This is a genomic window from Pseudooceanicola sp. HF7 (assembly GCF_011806405.1).
Lineage (GTDB): Bacteria > Pseudomonadota > Alphaproteobacteria > Rhodobacterales > Rhodobacteraceae > Pseudooceanicola.
In genome coordinates this window covers 80,599-97,820 of sequence record NZ_JAATOW010000001.1, presented here as the reverse complement: position 1 = coordinate 97,820, position 17,222 = coordinate 80,599, and the positions used below count along the sequence as shown (strand labels likewise).

The 17,222-nt window shown below is 66.1% G+C and carries 16 protein-coding genes; 6 read left to right on the top strand and 10 right to left on the bottom strand.

Features of this window, described 5'->3' with window-relative positions; all coding sequences use genetic code 11:
- Positions 1–22: 22 nt before the first annotated feature.
- Positions 23–676, bottom strand: coding sequence for a TetR/AcrR family transcriptional regulator (locus tag HCZ97_RS00430; protein ID WP_167686683.1), 654 nt, complete (start codon positions 674–676; stop codon positions 23–25).
- 217 nt (positions 677–893) lie between these two features.
- On the opposite strand from HCZ97_RS00430, the gene HCZ97_RS00425 reads away from it, so the two are divergent.
- From HCZ97_RS00425 to HCZ97_RS00415, 3 genes are all read left to right on the top strand, one after another.
- Positions 894–2,099, top strand: a complete 1,206-nt coding sequence (locus tag HCZ97_RS00425; RefSeq protein ID WP_167686682.1) for a multidrug effflux MFS transporter — start codon at positions 894–896, stop codon at positions 2,097–2,099.
- 361 nt (positions 2,100–2,460) lie between these two features.
- Entirely contained in the window at positions 2,461–3,114 is a 654-nt protein-coding gene (locus tag HCZ97_RS00420; protein ID WP_167686681.1) for a DUF1007 family protein, read from the top strand.
- Positions 3,111–4,130 (top strand): nickel/cobalt transporter, encoded by a 1,020-nt coding sequence (locus tag HCZ97_RS00415; RefSeq protein WP_175581601.1) that lies wholly within the window; start codon positions 3,111–3,113, stop codon positions 4,128–4,130. The genes HCZ97_RS00420 and HCZ97_RS00415 overlap by 4 nt, the downstream gene beginning before the upstream one ends.
- Before the next feature lie 120 nt (positions 4,131–4,250).
- On the opposite strand, the gene HCZ97_RS00410 is transcribed toward HCZ97_RS00415, so the two are convergent.
- Together HCZ97_RS00410 and HCZ97_RS20680 are read right to left on the bottom strand one after the other, a co-directional pair.
- Entirely contained in the window at positions 4,251–4,937 is a 687-nt protein-coding gene (locus HCZ97_RS00410; RefSeq protein WP_167686680.1) for a Hint domain-containing protein, read from the bottom strand.
- Positions 4,938–5,404: 467 nt separating this feature from the next.
- The gene (locus HCZ97_RS20680; protein ID WP_303048686.1) at positions 5,405–5,530 is read right to left on the bottom strand and encodes a hypothetical protein; all 126 of its coding nucleotides are present in this window, start codon (positions 5,528–5,530) and stop codon (positions 5,405–5,407) included.
- 174 nt (positions 5,531–5,704) lie between these two features.
- Here HCZ97_RS20680 and HCZ97_RS00405 point away from each other — a divergent pair, with 174 nt between their 5' ends.
- Positions 5,705–6,724 (top strand): hypothetical protein, encoded by a 1,020-nt coding sequence (locus tag HCZ97_RS00405; RefSeq protein WP_167686679.1) that lies wholly within the window; start codon positions 5,705–5,707, stop codon positions 6,722–6,724.
- 4 nt (positions 6,725–6,728) lie between these two features.
- On the opposite strand, the gene upp is transcribed toward HCZ97_RS00405, so the two are convergent.
- From upp to HCZ97_RS00380, 5 genes are read right to left on the bottom strand one after another with little or no spacing between them, the layout of a single operon-like run.
- Positions 6,729–7,370 (bottom strand): uracil phosphoribosyltransferase, encoded by a 642-nt coding sequence (upp, locus tag HCZ97_RS00400; RefSeq protein ID WP_167686678.1) that lies wholly within the window; start codon positions 7,368–7,370, stop codon positions 6,729–6,731.
- A complete protein-coding gene (add, locus tag HCZ97_RS00395) occupies positions 7,367–8,359 on the bottom strand; it encodes an adenosine deaminase (protein WP_175581600.1) in 993 nt (330 codons plus the stop codon). Before add ends, upp begins: the two co-directional genes overlap by 4 nt.
- On the bottom strand, positions 8,356–9,564 hold the full coding sequence (locus tag HCZ97_RS00390) for a phosphopentomutase (RefSeq protein ID WP_167686677.1): 1,209 nt from the start codon (positions 9,562–9,564) through the stop codon (positions 8,356–8,358). Before HCZ97_RS00390 ends, add begins: the two co-directional genes overlap by 4 nt.
- Positions 9,561–10,868, bottom strand: a complete 1,308-nt coding sequence (locus HCZ97_RS00385; RefSeq protein WP_167686676.1) for a thymidine phosphorylase — start codon at positions 10,866–10,868, stop codon at positions 9,561–9,563. The genes HCZ97_RS00390 and HCZ97_RS00385 overlap by 4 nt, the downstream gene beginning before the upstream one ends.
- 11 nt (positions 10,869–10,879) lie before the next feature.
- Complete coding sequence (locus tag HCZ97_RS00380) at positions 10,880–11,272, bottom strand: cytidine deaminase (RefSeq protein WP_254871262.1); 393 nt, start codon at positions 11,270–11,272, stop codon at positions 10,880–10,882.
- A 186-nt stretch (positions 11,273–11,458) separates the two neighbouring features.
- On the opposite strand from HCZ97_RS00380, the gene HCZ97_RS00375 reads away from it, so the two are divergent.
- Together HCZ97_RS00375 and HCZ97_RS00370 are read left to right on the top strand one after the other, a co-directional pair.
- Complete coding sequence (locus tag HCZ97_RS00375) at positions 11,459–13,738, top strand: NADP-dependent malic enzyme (protein ID WP_167686674.1); 2,280 nt, start codon at positions 11,459–11,461, stop codon at positions 13,736–13,738.
- 236 nt (positions 13,739–13,974) lie between these two features.
- Positions 13,975–15,876, top strand: coding sequence for a propionyl-CoA synthetase (locus HCZ97_RS00370; RefSeq protein WP_167686673.1), 1,902 nt, complete (start codon positions 13,975–13,977; stop codon positions 15,874–15,876).
- 108 nt (positions 15,877–15,984) lie between these two features.
- Here the strand turns inward: HCZ97_RS00370 and HCZ97_RS00365 are convergent, their stop codons facing one another.
- Positions 15,985–16,182 (bottom strand): CsbD family protein, encoded by a 198-nt coding sequence (locus tag HCZ97_RS00365; RefSeq protein ID WP_167686672.1) that lies wholly within the window; start codon positions 16,180–16,182, stop codon positions 15,985–15,987.
- A 194-nt stretch (positions 16,183–16,376) separates the two neighbouring features.
- Positions 16,377–17,138: an NAD kinase gene (locus tag HCZ97_RS00360; protein ID WP_167686671.1), complete on the bottom strand. Its 762-nt coding sequence runs from the start codon at positions 17,136–17,138 to the stop codon at positions 16,377–16,379.
- Between the last annotated feature and the right edge of the window lie 84 nt (positions 17,139–17,222).

The window sequence follows — 17,222 nt, the reverse complement described above, 5'->3', positions numbered from 1 at the left end:
CCGGTTCTGACCGCCCTACGCCCTATCCCTTCAGGCCAAGGGCCGGGGTAAAGGCGGCGATCACCCGGTCGACGCGCGTTTCCAGCGCCTCCCCGCGCCCCGTCTGCCCCGGCGGGCCGGCCAGCGCCGCAAGATGCGCCGGGCCGATCAACGCGCCGATCATCAGCTCCGCCAGCGCGCGCCAGTGCTGCGGATCATGGCCCGCCTGCTGCGCCAGACGCGCGAAGCGTTCCTGCACCCGCCGTTCCACGCCGGAGATTTCCAGCCGCTCGAACCCCTCTGCCAAGGCGGGGTGATGCGGGGCCTCTGCGATGACCAGGCGGGCCAGGGCCAGCTGGTCCTCTCCCAGCAGGTAATCCGTCAGGGCCAGCAGCACCGCGCGGATCTCTGCGCGCGGATCGGTGCCGGGAGCATCACTGGTGGGCGGCAGGGCAAAGCGCTGCTCATGCGCGCACAGAAGCGCTTCAAGCGCGGCGGTCTTGTCGGGGAAGAAACGGTAGAGCGTGCGCTTGGACATGCCCGCCTCTGCCGCGATCCGTTCCATCGTAGCGCCTGCGAATCCCTCTTTCATGAAGACCCGCCCCGCCGCCGCGGTCAGCGCCGCGCGCCGGTCCTGCGGGCTGAGCGCCGGTGGCCGTCCCAGGCGCGGCGGCGCCTCTGCTGCTTTATCCGCCATTGCCCTCATCCCCTCGCTCCTATCGGGGATCATAGGCTTGACTTTCGGAAACGCAAATGTTTCCCAAAGCTCGAAACGGAGATGTTTCCGAACGCGGGGCCATTAGGGCCCGCAAGACCTCCAGCCCGCATGGGCCCGCAAGAACCCGGCCAGAACGGCCCCTTCTAACCCCGGCCGGCTGCGCCCCTCCCCCCGCGCCGGCTTCAAGGATTTCGACATGGAAAGACACCACAAGGTCCTCGCGGCCTGTTTCGGCGCGATTTCGGCCCTCGGGCCGCTGGCGATGGACATGTACCTGGCCGCCATGCCCAGCATGGCTGCACACTTCGGGGCCGAACATGGCCGGATCGAGCTTTCCGTCATGGCCTTCTTCGTCGGCTTCTGCCTGGGCCAGCTGGTGCTTGGGCCGGTCTCCGACAGGACGGGGCGCAAGCCCGTCGTGCTGATCGGCATCGCGCTTTACTGCGCCGCCTCGCTGGGCTGCATGATCGCCGGATCGCTGAACCAGCTGATCTTCTGGCGCGTGGTGCAGGGCGTCGGCGGCTCTGTCGGCATGGTAATCGCCATGGCCTCCATCCGGGATCTCTTCACCGGCGCCATGGCGGCGCGGCTGCTGTCCATGGTGGTCATGGTGCTGGGCCTGGCCCCGGTGATCGCGCCGATCCTTGGCTCTGCCATCCTGATGGTCGCGCCCTGGCAGGTGATCTTCGCCACCCTCGCCGGCCTTTCCGGCCTGGTCCTGCTGGCGGTGTTTCTGCTGCTGCCAGAGACGCGTTCGCCCGAGGCCCGCGCCATGAGCCACCCCACCCGCGCCCTTGGCACCTATGCCATGCTGCTGTTTCGCAAGGATTACATCCCCTACGCCGGCACCATGGCCATCGTGCAGGGCGGCTTCTTCGGCTATATCGCTGTCGCCTCCGTCGTGCTGATGAGCGTCTATGGCCTGTCGCCCATGGCCTTCGCGCTGGTCTTCGCCAGCAATGCGCTTGGCCTGGCCATCTGCTCGCGGATCTGTGGCGGGCTGACAGAGAAGCTGGGCGCGGTGCGCATCACCCGTCGTGCCAACCTGTTCCGCGCCGTGGTGGGGCTGGTGCTGGGCGGCTGGGCCCTGACCGGGACGCTGCCGCTGGTGGCCTTCGTGGTGCTCTGCTTCCTGCTTGTCGCCTCGCTTGGCTTCGTCATGCCCAGCTGTTCGGTGCTGTCGCTGGAACGCCAGGGCCAGCACGCCGGGGCCGCCGCCGCCCTGATGGGCGCGCTTGGCTTTGGCGCCGGGGCCGTGGTCAGCGCGCTGGCCGGGATGCTGGCCGATGGCACCGCGATGCCGATCTCCGTGCTGCTGTCCGGCTCTGCGATCCTGGCCTTCCTGGTCAGCGCGCTCACCTTCTCTGCCGATATGGAGACCGCGCCCCAGCCCGCGCGATAAGCCCGGCCACCACCCGAGGCTTCGCTTACGGGGGCCGGCTGCCGCAATCCTCCCCCTGCTGGCACGCCCCCGTGTGGCCCTTCGCCCGATCCGGCGAAGGGCCTTTTTCATGGGTTCCCACCGCACGGGGCGTTAACCGGGGCAGATACCGACAGGAATACCGACGTGATACCGACGTCGTACCGACGCGATACAGACGTCGCCATTTCGCCCACTGCCCCTTGTTAACCAGGCTTTTGCGCGCCGATTCTCGGATCCCGCCCCGCCACCCTGCGCCCGGTGCCTTTACCTTTTGCGAACCCGGCGCAAACTCGCCACGCGGCGGCGCGCCACCTTCCCCAGCCGCGCGGCTTTGCCTATCATGCGCCCCATGATCGCCCGCGCCCCCCTTGCCCTGAGCACAGGCATCCTGCTCTGCGCCCCCCTCGGCGCCGGAGCCCATCCGCATATCTTCGTCTCCACCGCCCTGCACATGGAGATCTCTGCCGATCTCCTGCTGACAGCGGTGGATGTCACCTGGGCCTATGATGAGCTTTACACCATGCTGCTGCTGGATGAGCTGGGGCTGGACCAGGATTACGACGGCAAGCTCACGCCGGAAGAGCTTGATCAGCTTGAGGGCTACGACCTGAACTGGATCCCCGGCTTCGAGGGCGATCTCTACCTGTCCAAGGACGGCGATGCGCTGGCCCTGGGTCCGCCGGAAAGCCTGGGCGTGGCGATGGAGGATGGTCAGTTCATCTCTCGTCACCGGAGGCCGCTAGTCCAGCCGGTCGCGGCCCAGGATGTGCTTGCCAAGGCCTATGACCCCTCCTTCTATACCGGCTATGATCTGCAGGGCGGCGTTACGCTCGACCAGGGCTGCACGGCAGGCATCACCGCCCCGGTAATCGACGACGCCTACCAGGAACTGATGGAGGCCATGGCCAAGGTGCCCGCCGATGCCATGGACTACCCCCAGGTCGGCGAAAGCTTTGCCGATGAAATACTTATCAATTGCCCGGAGGGCTCATGAGTTTTTCCAGTGACCAGATCCTGCGCCCGTCCGGGCCGCTTGGCCTGATTGCCCTGGCGCTGCCGCTGGCGCTGCTGGCAATGATCAGCGCCGTGGCGCTCTACCTCTGGGGGTTCGGCGGAATGGCGGACCTGTCGCAATGGGCCACCGCCGGGCAGAGAGACGCGCAAAACGGCATCGCCCGGACCCTGCGCGCCCTGCACAGCGGCCAGCCCGGCGCCCTGGCGTTGCTGCTTGGCCTTTGTTTTACCTATGGTTTTCTTCACGCGGCGGGCCCGGGCCATGGCAAGATCCTGATCGGCGGCTATGGCGTGGCGCGCCGGGTGACGGCCCTGCGCCTGTCGGTGCTGGCGCTGCTGTCGGGCCTGGCGCAATCGGCGACGGCCGTGCTGCTGGTGACCGGCGGGCTGGCGCTGCTGAACCTGTCGCGCGACCGCCTTGTCACGGTGACAGAGGCCTGGCTTGCCCCGGCCTCCTACGCCGCGATCATGGCAATCGGCCTCTGGCTTGGCTTGCGCGGGTTGCTGCATATCCGGCGCAGCCTGACCCTGCCCGGGTCCGGACAGAGGGCCGACCATGCCCATGATCACACGCATGACCACACCCACGACCATGATCATGATCATGGTCGTGGGGCGACCTGCGGCTGCGGCCACCGCCACGGCCCTGCCCCGGAAGAGGCGGAAAAGGTCACCTCCCTGCGGGATGCCTTGCTGCTGATCGGGGCCATCGCGGCCCGCCCCTGCTCCGGCGCGCTGTTCCTGTTGGTGCTGACCTGGCGGATGGACATCCTGGCCGCGGGCATCGCCGGCACCTTCGCCATGGGTCTGGGCGTGGCCTGTGTCACGATCCTGGTGGCGCTGCTTTCGGTCACCCTGCGGGCCGGCACCTTGGAACGCCTGCTGCGCGGGATGCCAAGCGGCGCGGCCCCCGCGGCCCTTCTGGCGCTGGCAGAGACCGCCGCCGGGCTGCTGGTTGCCGCCACCGCCCTGGGCCTGCTCTTGCGCGCGATCTGAGCGGCCCCGGCGCGGGCGGCCCGGACGTTCCGTCAGGATTTCATGAAGATCCGCCTGCGATCCTGCGGGACATGCGGCTCAGCTTCGGCGAAGACCGGCACAGGCCCGCCAAACCCCGGATCAGCTGGAGGCCCGAACGTCCTGACGCCTGCGCCACTTGCAATCCAGATCCTGCAGGATCGTCTGCAGAAGCGCGCTGTCCTTGCGGATGGTCAGGCAGCGATAGGTGGACTGGGCCTCTTGCGGCTCAAACTGGGCAGAGGGTCCGGCACTGGGGCAGAAGACGCCGGAATAGCCGATGATCATCTGGCTGCTCCGAAAGGTCAGGATCTGAAGTGTCGGCTCCTCGGCATCGTTCAGTCGGAAGACGCCGCAATGGCCCAGCAGGTTGCCGGCACAGATCATCACGTAGGGATCGCCAAGCGCCTCTTCCGCAAGCTCGCTGCGCAGCAGGACGCCCTGGTGCGGCAACAGCGTCAGGCTTTCGCGGTTGCCCACGGCATTGGCCGGAATGCGGACCCGGCGGGGGGCCGCGATCCTGGAGTCCCGCAGAGAGGCAGACCAGCTGTCGCGGCGCAGCAGCCGCTGCAAGCCATGGTCAACGGTCAACACCTCATCGCCAGGGCACAGGGTTTCGACCCTCTGCCAGCCGATTCCGGTGGCCAGTTTCATGCCCGTCAGGATGCCCGTTTCATGCACCGGCATCTGATGCGCAGAGCGGGTCACATCGGGTTTGCGAAAGGAAACGACCGTGTCGCCTTGCGAGACGGTCGGGCGGTCGCGTCGCTTGTGCCCATCGTAGATCATTTTTGCAAACCCGCCCCACCAGCATGTGCCACCAAGAGGCAACCCATTGTTTACGCTCAGAAATATTCAGGAAGAGGCATGCGACTGAAAGGCCCTTCCCGCCCTTTCATAATCCACGCTCACGCGCGGGCAGGCAACCGGCGATCAGGGCAAAGCGGTTGAATTTCACCCGGGGGTGGCAATAGTCAGCCGATTTTTAAGGAATTATTGACAAATCAGCGGGCTTAGTACCCACGAGCGCGGCTAAGCTTGCGTAAATCTTGTACAGCACTGACACAAAAGCACAATTCCATGACGCAGACCCGCGTCACCGCTCAGGCATTTCGACACGCAAGCGCGTCAGAATGCGCCGGCAAATCCAGGCTCTGCCCCGGAGGATGCGAATCAGCGCCCGGTGACAGCCTGCCCTGATCCGCCTGTCACCGCCAAGGTGCAAACGTCCGCCAATCTACCTGCCAGGCTGCGTCTCAGCCCAGGTGAGAGGCCGCGAGCCCCCGCATCACATGCGCCGATCCCCCCAGGATCAGCATCAGGCACAGCCCCTCCGAAGCCATGGCCGCCGCGAAACTCAGGGTCACCAGGATATCCGACATCACGTTCCTCCTTACGCTGGGGCAAGGAAAGCGCGCAGGTCTTAACGGGATCTGAAATGCCAGTTGGTTTCCCACTTGCCGCTCAAGACGGCCTTGTCCGATTGCAGCGAGTGCGCGGCGCGTGTTATCGTCCCCGCTGATAGCGCCGGTCACAGGCCCGAAGAGCAGAATTCGATGACAGCATTGGAGAAGTACCAGCGGCTTGAAGCTGCTGCCCTCTGGCGGGCCTCGCCGGAGAGCCAGCGACAGGACGTCATCGCCTCGCTTGGCGACGCGACGCTGGTGATCTCGGACATGCAGGACCAGCCGCTGGCGCATTGGTCGCTGGCCGCACTGCACCGGGCCAACCCGGGCACCCGCCCCGCGATCTACCATCCCGACGGCGATCCCGACGAGACGCTGGAATTCAGCGCCACGGAAGCGGAATTCATCGATGCCCTTGAAAAGCTTGGCCGCGCGGTGGAACGCCGCCGCCCCCACCAGGGGCGCGTGCGGTTCTGGTCCATCGGCGGTTTCGTGGTGCTGCTGCTGCTGGCGGTCTTCGTCTGGCTGCCCCCCGCGCTTGAGGCCCAGGCGCTGAACCTGCTGCCCGCCCCCCGGCGCGAACAGATCGGCACCCGCCTGCTGGCAGAGGTGCAGAAGCTGACCGGCACCCCCTGCGGCGATCCCGCCGGCATGGCGGCGCTGCAACGGCTGGGCAACAAGGTCGCCCCCGGCGGCTACCGGCTGCGCGTGGTGCGCGACGGGCTCGAGCAGACCACCCACCTGCCCGGCAAGATCATCCTGGTGAATGTCGACCTGATCGAGGAAACCGGCGACCCCGAGATCACCGCGGGCTACCTGCTGGCCGAACGGCTGCGCGCCGGGGCCCAGGATCCGATGGAAGCGCTGCTGGACGAGGCCGGGATCGGCACCGTCCTGCGCCTGCTGACCACGGGGGAGCTTTCCGACAAGGTGCTGCGGCGCCAGGCGCTGCGGCTTCTCGATGGCACCCAGGACGCCCTGACCAACGAAGAGCTCATCGCCGGCTTCGCCCAGGCCGGGCTGCCGCTCGCCCCCTATGCGATGCATGTGGACCCCAGCGGGCAAAGCATCGGCACGCTACTGGCGGGCGATGCCTTCCCCGAAGGCGCGCCGGACCCCATCATGACGGACGGGGACTGGCTGCGCCTGCAGGGGATCTGCCGGGGTTAGGCCCTTACTTGGTGCCGAACATCCGGTCGCCCGCGTCGCCAAGACCCGGAACGATATAGCCTTTTTCGTTCAGCTTCTCATCCAGAGAGGCCGTGACGATCGGCACGTCGGGATGGGCTTCCTTCATCCGCGCCACGCCTTCCGGGGCGGCCAGCAGGCAGAGGAAGCGGATGTTGGTCGCGCCGGCCTGTTTCAGCAGGTCGATGGCCGCGGCCGAGGAATTGCCGGTCGCCAGCATCGGGTCGACCGCGATTACCAGGCGATCCTCAAGGCTTTCCGGCACCTTGAAGTAATATTGCACGGGCTGAAGCGTCTCTTCGTCCCGGTAAAGCCCCACGAAGCCCACGCGCGCCGCCGGCACCAGCTCAAGGATACCGTCCAGCAGCCCGTTGCCCGCCCGCAGGATGGAGATCAGCGCCAGTTTCTTGCCGTCAAGAACCGGGGCCTCCATGGATTGCAGCGGGGTCTCGATCGTCTTGGAGGTCATCTCCAGGTTCCGCGTCACCTCATAGGCCAGAAGCTGGGAAATCTCGCGCAGGAGCTGGCGGAATTTCGCGGTAGAGGTCTCTACCTCGCGCATCAGCGTCAGCTTGTGCTGAACCAGGGGATGGGTGACGACTGTCAGGTGGTCGGTGTCGGATGTCATGAGGCAGTCTCCAGTCGCTTCGCCAGTTTTTCCTTCGTTACCCCATCGCAGAAGGCGGCGTCGAGCGCGGTTTGCGTGATCTGGGCAAAGATCTGTTCATCCCAGCCGAAGGTGCGGTGCAGGGCTTCGTATTCCGTTGCCATCGAAGAGCCGAAATAGGCCGGGTCATCCGTGGAAATCGTCAGCTTCAGCCCGCTCTGGCGCAGGATTTCGACCGGGTGTTCCGACAGGTCGGAAAACAGGCCGGTGGCCACGCCCGCCGTAGGGCAGGCTTCGATCACGATGCCCTGTTCACGCAGGAAGGTGACAACGGCGGGATCCTCCGCGGCGCGGGCCGCCGGGCCAAGTCGGCTGACGCGCAGGGTTTCCACCGCGTCGCGGATCATCCGGGGTGGGCCCCATTCGCCGGAATGGACGGTCAGGCCCAGCTCTGCCTCTCTGGCCATGTCGTAGGCATAGGCGAAATCGCGGAACTTGCCGCGCGCCTCGTCCCCGGACATGCCGAAACCGACGATGAAATCCCCCGCCGTTTCCGCCGCGCAGCGGGCCGCGGCGCGTACCATGTCCGGCCCGTGGTGGCGCAGGCAGGACACGATGACGCGCATGGTGATGCCAAGCTCGCGCTCGGCGGCGGCGGCCTCTTCGCGCATGGCTTCGCTCACTTCCTTCCAGGCCCCCACGTCATTGGCGCAGCAATGGACCGGGCACACGAAGGTCTCTGTATAGATCACGCCATTGGCCGCGCTTTGCTCCAGCATCTGGCGGGTCAGGCGGGCGTAATCCTCGGGCGTCTGGGAGACCTCTGTCAGGCTCTCGTAAATACTGAGGAAGGACAGGAAATCCTTGTAGAAATACTCGCCCTCTTCATTGAAGAGCCGGCTGACATCCATGCCCTTTTCCTGGGCCATGCGGCGCAGGAAGGCCGCGGGCACCCCCCCTTCCAGGTGAAGGTGCAGTTCCAGTTTCGAGATGGCGGCAAAATCAATCAAAGCAGGCTCCGTCCCGGACCTTCGCCCGGTATTTCCAAATGGGCCGCAACTGATGCCGCCACGTCGACGAAGGCGCAAGCCCCCAATGCACCCGTGCCCGCCCCTGCCATCAGCACGGGCACACATTCACGGGTGTGATCCGAGCCGGTCCAGGTGGGATCATTGCCGTGATCGGCCGTGATCACCAGCAGGTCCCCGGGCTTGAGCGCGGCGACCACCGCGCCGATGCGGGCATCGAACCATTCCAGCGCCCGGGCATAGCCCGCGACATCGCGCCGGTGGCCATAAAGGCTGTCGAACTCCACGAAATTGGCGAATGTCAGGCTGCCCGGCTCTGCCTCCTGCACCAGCCGGTCCAGCTGATCCATCAGCGCGGCATCCGTGCCTTTCACCACGTCGTCGATCCCCTGCATGGAAAAGATGTCGCCGATCTTGCCCACCGCATGTACCGGGCGCCCGGCGCGCTGGACCCAGTCGCACAGCGTCGGGCTGGGCGGGGCCAGGGCATAGTCGCGCCGGTTGGCGGTGCGGGTGAAATCGCCCGGTTTGCCCGTGAAGGGACGCGAGATCACGCGCCCCACGCGCATCTCGTGCAATGTCGGGGCCAGCGCCTGGCACAGCGCCTGCAGGCGATCGTTGCCGAAGCTCTCTTCATGCGCGGCGACCTGGAAGACACTGTCGGCAGAGGTGTAGCAGATGGGCCAGCCGGTGCGCATGTGCTCTTCCCCAAGGGCAGCGATGATCTGCGTGCCGGAGGCATGGCAATTGCCCAGCACCCCGTCGCTGCCCGCCAGGCGGCACACCTGGTCTGTCAGTTCCCTGGGGAAGGCCGGTGTTTCATCGGGGAAATAAGTCCAATCCCAGGGCACGGGCACGCCGGCAAGCTCCCAGTGGCCAGAGGGCGTATCCTTGCCCCGGCTCACCTCGGACGCCGCGCCCCAGCGGCCCGTCACCTTGCCCTCAAGTCCCGGGGCCTCCGCGCCGGAGGCCAGGCTGACGGCCTGCCCCAGCCCGAGCGCGACGAGGTTGGGCAGGTGCAGCTTGCCGCTGCGCCCCTGCTCTGCCTGCCCGGCAGCACAGGCCTGCGCGATATGGGCCACCGTGTTCGCGCCGGTATCGGGCAGACCGGCATTGAAGAAACTGTCGGCATCCGCAGCCCCCCCGATGCCCACGGAATCCATCACCACCAGAAATGCACGATTCATCCCCTGATCCTTTCCAGTACCAGCGGCACGGGCGCAGGCGCCACTTCCCCGATGGTAAGCGCGCCCAGCAAGTTGCGCAGCGCCTCTTCGGCGGTGCTTTCGCGGCTGGCGTGGATGCGCGCCAGCGGTTGGCCCTCCTCGACCGTCTCCCCGATGCGCACCATGTCCGACAGGCCCACGGCAGGATCGATCTGATCGCTTTCCACCTTGCGCCCGCCACCCAGTTCCACGACTGCAAAGCCAAGCGCCTGCCCGTCCATCGCCGTGACCACGCCCGACTTCGGGGCTGGCACCTCCAGGATGACGTTGGCCTCTGGCAGGACGTTCTGCCACTCTTCGGCGAAGTCACCCGGCCCGCCCATGCAGGCCACCATGCGGGCGAAACGCTCTGCCGCCGCGCCGCTTGAAAGTGTCTCTTCCAGCCGGGTCGTGGCCTGCTCCACGGTCTGTGCCAGGCCGCCCTGCACCAGAAGCCCCGCGCCAAGCGCGATGGAAAGCTGGCCAAGCCGCCCCGGATCCCCGCCCGTCAGCACGCGCATGGCTTCTGCAACCTCAAGCGCATTGCCAAGAGAGGAAGCCAGCGGCTGATTCATATCGGTCAGCACGGCCTCTGTCGGGCAGCCCGCCGCCGTCGCGGTCGAGGCCAGCGCCTGCGCCAGCGCGCGCGCCTCCTGCGCTGTCTTCATGAAGGCGCCGGAGCCGCATTTCACATCCAGAACAAGAGCTTCCAGACCGGCGGCCAGCTTTTTCGACAGGATGGAGGCGGTGATCAGGTCCAGGCTTTCGACCGTCGCGGTCACGTCGCGGATCGCGTAAAGCCGCTTGTCCGCCGGGGCGATATCGCCCGTGGCAGAGACGATGGCACAACCCGCCTCGCCCACCGTGGCGCGAAAGGCCTCCTCGCTGAGCTGGGTGGACAGGCCCGGGATCGCCTCCATCTTGTCGAGCGTCCCGCCACTGTGGCCCAGCCCCCGGCCAGAGATCATGGGCACATAGGCACCGCAGGCGGCCAGCATCGGGGCAAGCACCAGGCTGACGCAATCGCCCACCCCGCCGGTGGAATGCTTGTCCAGCACCGGGCCGGGCAGATCCCAGTCCAGCACGTGGCCGGAATCCCGCATCGCCAGGGTCAGCGCCACGCGGCCCTCCTCGCCCAGCCCCTTCAGCAGCGCGGCCATGGCGAAGGCGCCGGCCTGCGCATCGCTGACCGCGCCCGAGGCGAGCCCCTGCGCGAACCAGTTGAGGGCAGCGCGCGAGGGCGCGCGCCCCTCCCGAAGGTCAAGGATGATCCGTCTTGCGTCCATGTCAGGGCCTGTCAGCTGTTGGCCATATGGGCGGCCACGAACTTGCCCGGCAGGATATCGGCCAGGGTGGTTTCCTGCGTGATCCCGCCAGAGGTGACCATGGTCAGCTTGACCTCGGGCCCGCCGAATTCCACCAGCTTCTGGCGGCAGCCACCGCAGGGCGGCGTGGGCGTGGGGCTGTCGGCGATCACCAGCACCTCTGTCAGCTCCGTCTCGCCGGCGGCGACCATGGCGGCGATGGCCCCGGCCTCGGCGCAGGTGCCTTCGGGATAGGCCACGTTTTCGACGTTGCAGCCCGAGTAAACCACGCCAGAGGCGGAACGGATCGCGGCACCGACCTTGAAGTTGGAATAGGGGGCATAGGCGTTTTCGCGTACTGCCGTGGCGGCCTCTAGCAGATCCATCGTCATCTCCGTGTTATGTTGGGGGCGCTGGCCCGGTGGGCAGTGTTCAGCGCCGGTTAGGGCTTTGCAAGCCATAACGCGGGGGCGGCCCGGGGCAAAGCCGATCCGGCGAGGCCCGGCGGGGGTCTTCCCCCCGAAGCGAATTTGGTTTAGCGCTGAACTACCCGATGAAGGACGAAGCAGATCATGTCTGACAGTGACAAGACCTCCCTGCGCGACGCCGCTCTGGCCTATCACGCCAACCCCAAACCCGGCAAACTCGAGGTGCGCGCGACCAAGCCCCTGGCCAATGGCCGCGACCTGAGCCTGGCCTATTCGCCCGGCGTCGCCGAAGCCTGCCTGGAAATCCAGAAAGACCCCGCCACCGCCGCGCGCTATACCTCGCGCGGGAACCTGGTTGCCGTTGTCTCGAACGGGACCGCGGTGCTGGGCCTGGGCAATATCGGCGCGCTGGCCTCCAAGCCGGTGATGGAGGGCAAGGCCGTCCTGTTCAAGAAATTCGCCGGCATTGATTGCTTCGACATCGAGGTGAACGAGAGCGATCCGGAAAAGCTGGCCGATATCGTCTGCGCGCTTGAACCCTCTTTCGGGGCGATCAACCTGGAAGACATCAAGGCCCCTGATTGCTTCATCGTCGAAAAGCTCTGCCGTGAGCGGATGAACATCCCGGTCTTCCACGATGACCAGCACGGCACCGCCATCGTCGTCGGCGCTGCGGCCACCAACGCGCTGCGCGTGGCCGACAAGAAATTCGAGGACATCAAGATCGTCTCCACCGGCGGCGGCGCGGCAGGCATTGCCTGCCTGAACATGCTGCTGAAACTGGGCGTGAAACGTGAAAACGTCTGGCTGTGCGATATCCATGGGCTGGTCCACGAGGGCCGCGAAGAGGATATGAACCCCCAGAAGGCCGCCTTTGCGCAGGCCTCCGACAAGCGGACGCTGGAAGAGGTGATCGAGGGCGCGGACATGTTCCTGGGGCTCTCCGGTCCCGGCGTGCTGAAGCCCGAGCTGCTGAAGAAGATGACGCCGCGCCCGATCATCTTTGCCCTTGCCAACCCCACGCCGGAGATCATGCCGGACCTGGCACGAGAGGTCGCGCCGGATGCGATCATCGCCACGGGCCGGTCGGATTTCCCCAACCAGGTCAACAACGTCCTGTGTTTCCCCTTCATCTTCCGCGGTGCGCTGGACGTGGGCGCGACAGAGATCAACGATGCCATGCAGATCGCCTGCATCGAGGGGATCGCGGAGCTGGCCCGCAAGACCACCAGCGCCGAGGCCGCGGCCGCCTACCAGGGCGAAACCCTGACCTTCGGTGCCGACTACCTGATCCCGAAACCCTTCGATCCCCGGCTCTCCGGTGTCGTCTCCTCTGCCGTGGCCCAGGCCGCGATGGAGTCGGGCGTGGCCACCCTGCCGCTTGAGGATATCGAGGCCTACAAGGCCAAGCTGAACTCCTCTGTCTTCAAGTCGGCGCTGTTCATGAAGCCGGTCTTCGAGGCCGCGCAAACCGCCAGCCGCCGCATCGTCTTTGCCGAGGGCGAAGATGAGCGCGTGCTGCGCGCCGCCCAGCAACTGCTGCAGGAAACCACGGAACAGCCAATCCTGATTGGCCGCCCCGAGGTGATCGAAAGCCGCTGCCAGCGGGCCGGGATCACCCTGAAGCCGGGCCAGGATTTCGAGGTGGTGAACCCGGAAAACGACCCCCGCTACCGCGACTACTGGACCACCTACCTGGGCCTCATGGCGCGCCGGGGCGTGACGCCGGACAGCGCGCGGGCGATCCTGCGTACGAACAACACGGCCATCGGCGCGATCATGGTCCACCGGGAAGAGGCCGACAGCCTGATCTGCGGCACCTTCGGCGAATACCGCTGGCACCTGAATTACGTCACCCAGGTCCTTGGCGGCGCCGGTCGCCGGCCCGTCGGCGCTCTGTCGATGATGATCCTTGAGGACGGCCCGCTGTTCCTTGCGGACACCCATGTGCACGCCGAACCCACGCCGGAGCAGCTGGCGGAAACCGCCATCGGGGCCGCGCGCCACGTCAAGCGGTTCGGGCTGACACCGAAGATCGCCTTCTGCGCGCGCTCCCAGTTCGGCAACCTCGAAGGCGGCTCCGGCGCGCGGATGCGCCAGGCGCTTGAGATCCTGGATTCCGCGCCGCGCGACTTCCTTTACGAAGGCGAGATGAACGTGGACACCGCGCTTGATGCGGAGCTGCGCGATCGCGTCTTCCCGCAGTCGCGCTTCCGCGGTGCGGCCAACGTGCTGATCTTCGGCGATGCGGATGCGGCCTCGGGCGTGCGCAACATCCTGAAGATGAAGGGCGGCGGCCTGGAAGTGGGACCGATCCTGATGGGCATGCGCAACTGTGCGCATATCGTCTCTCCCTCCACTACGGCGCGGGGGCTGCTGAACATGTCCGCCATCGCCGGCACACCGGTCGCCCATTACGGGTGATCCACTCTTCAGCGGAAAGCTATGTTTTCCGCTGATATTTTGCTGAATTTGCAAACCCGTCCGGGCTGTCAGGAAAACTGCAAAGTTCCGGCGGGTTTGCAAAACTTTGCAACTCTCCCCCTGCAAATCCTGCAAATTTCTTGACCGCAGTTTGACCCTGCGGCGCCAAGACGCTTGCCCGGCGGGCTGTTTGCCCGCTAGGCCATAGGAACGCGCAGGATCAAGGAGGAGGATCTATGGGCTACAAGGAGACCTATGCCGCCTGGAAAGCGGACCCCGAGGCGTTCTGGATGGAGGCAGCCACCGCCATCGACTGGGTGACGCCACCCAGCCAGGCGCTGTTCACCGGGGAGGACCCGCAGTACGAATGGTTCTCGGACGGGAGGGTCAATACCTGCTGGAACGCGGTCGACCGCCACGTGGAGGCCGGCCGGGGCGATCAGATCGCCATCCAGCATGAAAGCCCGATCACCCATTCCACCAAGGGCATCACCTATGCGGAGCTGCAAAAGCGCGTGGCCAGCCTGGCCGGTGCGCTGCGAATGCGCGGCGTGGAAAAGGGCGACCGCGTCATCATCTACATGCCCATGATCCCGGAGGCGCTTGAGGCCATGCTGGCCTGTGCCCGCCTGGGCGCGATCCATTCGGTGGTCTTCGGCGGTTTCGCCGCCAACGAGCTGGCCGTGCGGATCGACGACTGCACGCCAAAGGCCATCATCGCCGCCTCCTGCGGGTTGGAGCCGAACCGGGTGGTGCATTACAAGCCGCTGCTGGACGAAGCCATCGAGATGGCCGCTCACAAGCCGGAGTTCTGCGTCATCTTCCAGCGCGAACAGGAAGTCGCCAAGCTGATCGAGGGGCGCGACTTTTCCTGGCACGGCTTCCAGTACGGGGTGAAACCGGCCGAATGCGTGCCCGTGGAGGGCAACCACCCGGCCTATATCCTTTATACCTCCGGCACGACGGGCCAGCCCAAGGGGGTCATCCGGCCCACCGCGGGCCACCTTGTCGCGCTGAACTGGACGATGAAGAACATCTACAACATCGAGGCCGGGGACCGCTTCTGGGCTGCCTCGGACGTGGGCTGGGTCGTGGGGCATTCCTACATCTGTTACGGGCCGCTCATCGCCGGGGCCACCACCGTGGTCTTCGAGGGCAAGCCCGTGGGCACCCCGCATCCCGGCGTCTTCTGGCGGGTGATCCAGAACAACCGGATCAAGAGCTTCTTCACCGCCCCAACCGCCCTGCGTGTCATCAAGCGCGAGGATCCGGACGGGATCTGGATCAAGCGCTATGCCCAGCACGACCTGCAGGCGATCTACCTGGCGGGCGAGAGGGCCGATCCGGCCACCATCGAATGGGCGCAGAAGTACTTTGGCGTGCCTGTCATCGACCATTGGTGGCAGACGGAGACCGGCTGGGCCATCGCGGCCAACCCGCTTGGCATAGAGCAACTTCCGATCAAGCTGGGCTCTCCCTCCGTGCCGATGCCGGGCTATGACGTGCAGGTCCTGGACGAGGCCGGCCACCCGGTAAAAGCGGGCGAACTGGGCGCCATCGCGATCAAGCTGCCGCTGCCGCCGGGCACCCTGCCGACCCTGTGGAACGCGGGCGAGCGGTTCAAGAAAAGCTACCTGACCACCTTCCCCGGCTACTATGAGACGGGCGATGCAGGCATGATCGACGAGGATGGCTACCTCTACATCATGGCGCGCACCGATGACGTGATCAACGTCGCCGGGCACCGCCTGTCCACGGGCGGGATGGAAGAGGTGCTTGCCGCGCATCCGGACGTGGCCGAATGCGCCGTGATCGGGGTGTCTGACGCGCTCAAGGGGCAGACGCCGGTGGGTTTCCTGTGCCTGTCGAGCGGCGTGACACGCGATCACGAAGAGATCGTGCGCGAATGCGTCGCCATGGTGCGGGACAAGATCGGGCCGGTTGCCGCCTTCAAGAAGGCGGTCGTGGTGAACCGCCTGCCCAAGACGCGCTCTGGCAAGATCCTGCGCGCGACCATGGTCAAGATCGCCGATGGCGAAAGCTTCAAGCAGCCCGCCACGATCGACGATCCGGCGGTTCTGGATGAGATCCGCGCGGGCCTTCAAACCCTTGGATATGCGCAGAAGGCTCCTGCCTGACCCCTTCTGCGCAAAGGCAAAGGGCGGCCACAAGGGCCGCCCTTTTCATCTGTTCAAGTCCGCTCTTCGGATCAGCGTCCGAAGGGGGTCAGGTCACAGCAGCGCGGCTCAGTGGCGCGCGGCGAACTCGTCCACCTGGCGTTCGGCTTCATCCTTGGCAACGCCGTAGCGTTCCTGGACCTTGCCAACCAGTTGCTCGCGGTTGCCCGCGGCCACGTCGAGGTCGTCATCGGTCAGCTTGCCCCAATGCTCCTGCGCCTTGCCTTTGACTTGCTTCCAGTTGCCTTCGATTACATCCCAGTTCATGACTTGCTCCTCTAGCAAAGGACGCATCATCGCGCCTTCGAGGATAAAACGTGACACCCCCGCCCAAGGTTCCCGGACCGGAAAGATCGCAGCAAGGGGGCGGCGGCAAATGGCCTATGGTCGCGGTGCCGCGAAAGGCGCCCGCCCTGGCCTGACCAAGCCCCCACACACTGGCGGGAGCGCGGCCCGAAGCGTCACACGAATTGTTCCTGGATCAGCCGTTCTTCCAGCCCGTGGCCCGGATCGAAGAGGATGCGGTGTTCCACCTTCGGATCGGAGTGCACCTCGACCGAGAGGACATTGGTCACGGAGCGGCTGTCGGCATCGGCCATGACGGGGCGCTTTTCAGGCTCCAGCACGTCGAAACGGATATTGGCGCTTTTCTGCAGCAGCGCCCCGCGCCAGCGGCGGGGCCGGAAGGGGGCGATGGCCGTCAGGGCCAAGACATCCGTGCCGATGGGCAGGATTGGCCCGTGGGCGGAGTAGTTGTAGGCGGTGGATCCCGCGGGCGTGGCCACCAGCGCGCCGTCGCAGACCAGTTCCGGCATACGCACCTTGCCATCCACGGTAATCCGCAACTTGGCCGCCTGCGGCCCGGCGCGCAGCAGGGAAACCTCATTGATGGCAAGGGCTTGCTGGACCTTGCCATCGGCGCGGGTGGCGCGCATCGACAGCGGGTTCAGCAGGGCTTCCTCTGCCTGGCTGAGCCGTTCGATCAGGTCGTCCTCTGAAAATTCGTTCAGCAGGAATCCGACCGTGCCGCGGTTCATCCCGTAGACCGGCACGTTCAGATGCATGGTCCGGTGCAGCGTGGTCAGCATGAAGCCGTCGCCCCCAAGGGCCACGATGACCTCTGCCTGGGCTTCCGGCACCGCACCGTAGCGCGCGCTCAGGGTTTTCCGCGCCGCCTGCGCAAGCGTGCTGCGACTGGCGGTAAAGGCAAGTTTCATGCTCATCGGCGGTCGTTCCCAAGGTCCCCGGTGCCTTCGGGTTTCCGAAAGCCGTCACTCGGTTCCGAAAGAACCACAAACCGCCATCAT